Raw genomic sequence first — 5644 nt, 5'->3', positions numbered from 1 at the left:
ACCATCAGGAGTGCAAGCACTCCATCAAGTCCGCTCGACTTGCATGTATTAGGCACGCCGCCAGCGTTCGTCCTGAGCCAGGATCAAACTCTCCAATAAAGTGTTTGACTTGCTCATTTCTTAACTGACGAGAATTTGTTCAATTCTCTACTTCAACGTCCCACCAAAGTGGTTCGTTTTACTCACTCGTTGTTCAGTTTTCAAAGATCAACTTCTTCGTCGCCGGCGAATCTCGTTCGCACCAGCAACTCTTATAATATATCACATTCTCAATTATTTAGCAAGCTTTTTTTTGAAAACTTTTATTTCATTGAAAGCTGCGATATATTCCCGCTCAGAAGCGGCAAGAAATAATATATCACAGCTTTCCTATGTAGGTCAACCCTTTTTTGAAAATCAATAAATAACTTCTTCTATATAGAGTTGGTGCTGTTGCATCAGGTTAATGATCTCTCCCTGAACCGATACCATCGGTCTCGTTGGATGCTGGGCATCCGTAAATACGATTTCTCCCGAAGTGCCATTGCTCAACCGGACTTGAGTACCTGAATGCAAGGCCGTTACCTTTCGGATAAAAGTCTGAACGATCTTTGGATCCAGCTTGCCAAAGGCCTCTAGTTGAATTTGTTCCAGCACAACATAAGGAGATTGAGCATTCCGATAGAACTTATCCAGTGTCATCGCATGAAAGATATCCGTAACAGCAACGATCTTGGCGTAGATATGAATCTTGTTCCCATCCAGCCGCAATGGATACCCCGAGCCATCTACTTTCTCATGATGCTGGAGAGCTGCGAGCCGAACTCCTTCATTCACCGCCGCAACATTCTTGAGAATCTGATAACCGTAGGTCGTATGCTGACGTACTTCTTCGTTCTCTTCTTCGGTAAGTTTGGAAGGTTTGTTCAACACAATCGGATCAATCTTGGCATTTCCGATATCATGCAGCAGTCCTGCAAAGGCAACCTGCATCCAATCTTTCTGCGGGAGCCCCACCCATTGTGCCAGCTTATAGGAGGAAAGGGCACATAGCACGGCACTGTGATACCGATAATCATGGCGATTGGTCATGCGAGGAATGAATTTAAGGACATGATACTCATGTTGGTGTTTTAATAAGTTGTCCATTTGTTTACGCACTTCATACATTCGCAGCTCGCCCGTTATGGCGGACTGGTAACAGTTTTTGACCAGGGTCATGGTCTTGTCGTATTCCTCATGCAAGGCCAAGTCTTTTCGGACAGGTGCCTCTTCGTTCCCACTGCCTTGTTGATTCCCCGTAAAGATCAGCGACGGCTTCTGTCCGGCAGATTTTACGGTCGGTATTCTTGTGCTATCTGCTTCAACGGATTCTATAATTACATGGTCCACCATGAAAGCTTTCAATACCTCTAGATCCCGGGGAAGCAAAACTTTCCCTTTTTGCAGCAAAAGGCCCCCCAGAGGCGTATGCACATCTTTGGCCAGCTTTACTCCAGCCACCACTTCATTCACGGCTTTGATCGTCATGATCAACCCTCTCCATCTATTAAGCTGCGTCACGGCAGCAAACTTCACCTTATATTATACATATTATAGTTCGTCTTTTGCGGCCTGTACAATACCATTTCCCTGAATTTGTAATCCGGTAAGACAAAAAGAGCATGAATGCAAATCTGCATTCATGCTCGATACTATCGTTTATTCTTCTGTCGGCTCAACCGGCTCTGTGCCGTCTTGGCCTTCTTCTTCCTCTTCACCGGCTTCAGGCTCATCGCTCTTGTCCGCACGGCACACGGTACCTACGGAATCATCCTCACGGATGTTGATCAGCTTCACGCCCTGAGCATAACGGCCCATGGTAGAGATGCCCTCCATGCTCGTACGGATGATGGTACCGCTAGCCGTAATAATCATGAGATCCTCTTCCGATTTCACGACCTTAAGTGCCACAACCGGTCCGTTTTTCTCCGTAATATTGATAGTCTTGATCCCTTTGCCGCCACGGGTCTGACTGCGGTAGTCGCTTGCAGGCGTCCGCTTGCCGTAACCTTTGGTCGTTACAATAAGGATATCAAGCTCCTGGTCCACCACGTCCATGCCAATGACTTCGTCATCGTCATCGAGCGTAATCCCTTTCACCCCCGTCGCGCTTCTTCCCATCGAGCGAACATCGCTCTCCTTGAAGCGGATGGACATGCCTTGTGCCGTTCCCATGATGATCTCCTGCCGACCATCTGTCAGCTTAACCTCGATCAAGGAATCATCATCGCGCAGGTTGATCGCAATCAGACCGCCCTTGCGGATATTGACATAATCCTCAAGCGGAGTTTTCTTAACGACACCCTGACGTGTGGCAAAGAACAAGAAATTATCGCTGTCAAAGTTCTCCACCGGGATCACGGCATTGATCGACTCGCCCTGTTCAATCTGAATCAGGTTGATGATCGGCGTTCCGCGGGCGGTACGGCTAAGCTCAGGAATCTCATAGGCTTTCAACCGGTACGCCTTCCCTTTGTCCGTGAAGAACATCAGATAGTGGTGGGAATTCGTGACGAAGAGATGCTCGACAAAGTCTTCGCTCTTCGTATCCATCCCCACAACGCCGCGGCCGCCCCGCTTCTGGCTGCGATAGGTGTTCGCAGGCAGACGCTTGATGTAACCGGTATGCGTAATGGTGATGATCACTTCTTCCCGTGGAATCAGATCCTCATCCAGGATGCTGTCTTCCCCGACCGTAATTTCGGTACGGCGCTCATCCGAGAAGCGTTCCTTAATCTCTTGGAGCTCATCATTGATAATTTGAAGCACAAGATACTCATTAGCCAAGATCTCGCGCAGTTCCGCGATTCTGGCAAGCAATTCTTGGTACTCGTTCTCAATCTTCTCGCGTTCGAGTCCGGTCAGGCGCTGCAAACGCATATCCAGGATGGCCTGCGCCTGCTCATGACTGAGACCGAAACGCTCCATCAAGCCTTCGCGAGCTGCCTCTGTAGTCTGCGACGCGCGAATGAGGGCAATAACCTCATCGAGATGATCCAGCGCAATCCGCAAACCTTCGAGAATATGAGCGCGAGCTTCCGCCTTCTTCAGTTCAAACTCGGTACGGCGACGGATAACGATAACCTGATGCTCCAAATAGTAGAACAGCACGTCGCGCAGATTCAAAATTTTCGGCTCATTGTTTACGATAGCCAGCATGTTAATACCGAAATTAGACTGCATAGCCGTATGCTTGTACAGGTTATTCAAAACGACATTTGGGTTAACGTCCCGGCGCAGCTCAATAACAATCCGCATACCGTTACGGTCCGACTCGTCGCGGAGATCCGTAATGCCGTCAATCCGCTTATCGCGAACCAATTCCGCGATCTTCTCAACCAGTCGAGCCTTGTTCACCTGATACGGAATCTCGTGAACGACAATGCGAGCCTTGTTATTATTCTCTTCTATGGTCGCTTTCGCCCGCATCGTAACGGATCCACGGCCCGTACGGTATGCTTGACGAATCCCCTCACGTCCCAGAATATAACCCGCTGTCGGGAAATCCGGTCCTTGAATATATTCCATCAGCTCCATCGGCGTGATATCAGGATTTCGAATCATCGCCTGAACGCCATCGATAACTTCACCGAGATTATGAGGCGGAATATTGGTAGCCATACCTACTGCGATCCCGGACACGCCGTTTACCAGCAAGTTAGGATAACGCGCAGGAAGTACGACCGGCTCCTGTTCCTCACCATCATAGTTAGGAGCAAAGTCTATCGTCTCTTTATTAATATCACGCAGCATTTCCATAGCAATCTTCGATAAACGAGCCTCGGTATAACGCATAGCCGCTGCCATATCGCCGTCAATGGAACCGAAGTTTCCGTGTCCATCAACAAGCATATAACGCATGGAGAAGTCCTGCGCCATCCGAACCATGGATTCATAAACTGCGGAATCACCATGAGGATGGTACTTACCGATAACCTCGCCAACAATTCTTGCCGATTTCTTATGCGGTTTATCCGGGGCCATTCCAAGTTCAGACATCGCATATAAAATACGACGGTGTACTGGCTTCATTCCGTCCCGTACATCCGGCAAAGCCCGGCTGACAATGATACTCATCGCGTAGTCCATAAAGGACTCGCGCATCTCGGTACCAATGTCACGATCTTTGATTTGGGAGAAATTTTCTTCCGCCATGCTGGACCTCCTTCATTTTCCTATCAACCATGCCTTGATCTATGTGAAAAAAGCAGAATAGTGATCAGAAACCTAAAAACGCACTAACCTTTATTATATTACTTTCACAAACCGTGCACAATTAAACACGGGATGGATCAAGTGAAAGAATGATTTTTGCCCGGAAACCGGGATATACGCCCTGTCCTCCGTGCCCCTTTTCACATACAATGCATTGCACAGGACTTTTCGTAGCATCACATCTTTATATTATACCACTGTTTGTCATACTTGTCCTATGTTTTCCGGGTTTAAGCTCTCTTGCTGGAGATGCCCCGATTCTTTCAAATCAACCGGATGGACACGAGTTTGTTAACGAGACAGGCCAAATCCTGTCACTCCCATCATACAGCTGGAAAGGATGAAGATGGTTGACTATCCAACGCGTTGCAAGCAAGTGGGCGAAAACGAAAATACTCTTGAAAAATAAAGGTCTCGCCTCTTATGTTCCCTCTACCCGCCAGTATTCATTGGAGGCGCTTGGTGACATGCTGGGCACACATACGCTTGTGTATATCAAGCCTGACCGGGGAACCTATGGCGTCGGCGTCATGTCAGTCGAGCAGCTCCAATCCAAAATCGGTGATGCCGACGAAACCACGACCACTTCCTACAAGCTTCGTTATGAACAGAAAACCGAAATGTTTACCTCCCTGGAGAGTCTCGATAAAACACTGAGCGCTTTGTTTCAGGGGAAGGAGTATCTCATTCAGCAAGGCATCCATCTGCTTCGCCATAAAGGCCGCCCCTTTGATCTACGTGTACTTACTCAGAAGAGTCCTTCTGGCCAGTGGGTGAGCACAGGAATAATCGGGCGGGTAGCGGCCAAGAATAAAATCATTACCAACCACCATAGCGGTGGGGCAGCCCAGCACTATAAACCGCTGATGACCGAGCATATGACGGCAGAAGAGGCAGAGAACATCCGTAAAGAGCTGAATGTGCTTGGGGTGGATGTCGCATCGCAGCTGCAGAAATCCTATCCCAAGCTGAAAGAAATCGGCCTCGATATTGCCATCGACGGTCGCTGGAACATCTGGATCTTGGAGGTTAATACCAAACCTGCACTGTTCCCGTTCAAGAAATTTTTCAAGGATCCCAGCATCTACAATCAAGTAAAAAAATATGCAAACGCTTATGGGCGTAACTTAACCGGCAAGAAAAAAGCCAAAAAGACCGGTTAGCCTATGCGATATATAATTTAATGCCTAGATTCAGGATATATGGCGAACACACCAAATCGTATCTATCGTAAAAATAAAAGGGCAGTCCCTGAGGCCTTGGTATTATCCCCTCATGGTAGACAGTGAAAAAAGAGGACATGTTACAATGAACTCAAATACTGGATACCGGAGGGGATTTTTGTTATGTCAGCGAAGAAAGGCCAAACCTTTAATCGATATAGCGAAGAAACGAAGAAAGAAGCCGT

Annotated in this window: 3 protein-coding genes and 1 rRNA gene; 1 reads left to right on the top strand and 3 read right to left on the bottom strand. The window is 47.9% G+C overall.

Features of this window, described 5'->3' with window-relative positions:
- From ACPV3A_RS37345 to gyrA, 3 genes are all read right to left on the bottom strand, one after another.
- Positions 1-99, bottom strand: a 16S ribosomal RNA gene (locus ACPV3A_RS37345); the annotation flags it as partial.
- Positions 100-396: 297 nt separating this feature from the next.
- Positions 397-1509 (bottom strand): HD-GYP domain-containing protein, encoded by a 1113-nt coding sequence (locus ACPV3A_RS37340; RefSeq protein ID WP_426204950.1) that lies wholly within the window; start codon positions 1507-1509, stop codon positions 397-399.
- A gap of 171 nt (positions 1510-1680) precedes the next feature.
- On the bottom strand, positions 1681-4176 hold the full coding sequence (gene gyrA / locus ACPV3A_RS37335) for a DNA gyrase subunit A (RefSeq protein WP_426204948.1): 2496 nt from the start codon (positions 4174-4176) through the stop codon (positions 1681-1683).
- 410 nt (positions 4177-4586) lie between these two features.
- Here gyrA and ACPV3A_RS37330 point away from each other — a divergent pair, with 410 nt between their 5' ends.
- A complete protein-coding gene (locus tag ACPV3A_RS37330; RefSeq protein WP_426204946.1) occupies positions 4587-5399 on the top strand; it encodes a YheC/YheD family protein in 813 nt (270 codons plus the stop codon).
- Positions 5400-5644 lie beyond the last annotated feature (245 nt).

Source organism: Paenibacillus sp. Dod16 (genome assembly GCF_049893405.1).
GTDB lineage: Bacteria > Bacillota > Bacilli > Paenibacillales > Paenibacillaceae > Paenibacillus_AQ.
This window is presented reverse-complemented; position numbering and strand designations above follow the sequence as displayed.

Excerpts from the sequence above, each read along its gene's own strand:
- ACPV3A_RS37340 (WP_426204950.1), bottom strand. The coding sequence starts at position 1,509 with ATGACGATCAAAGCCGTGAATGAAGTGGTGGCTGGAGTAAAGCTGGCC.
- gyrA (WP_426204948.1), bottom strand. The coding sequence starts at position 4,176 with ATGGCGGAAGAAAATTTCTCCCAAATCAAAGATCGTGACATTGGTACC.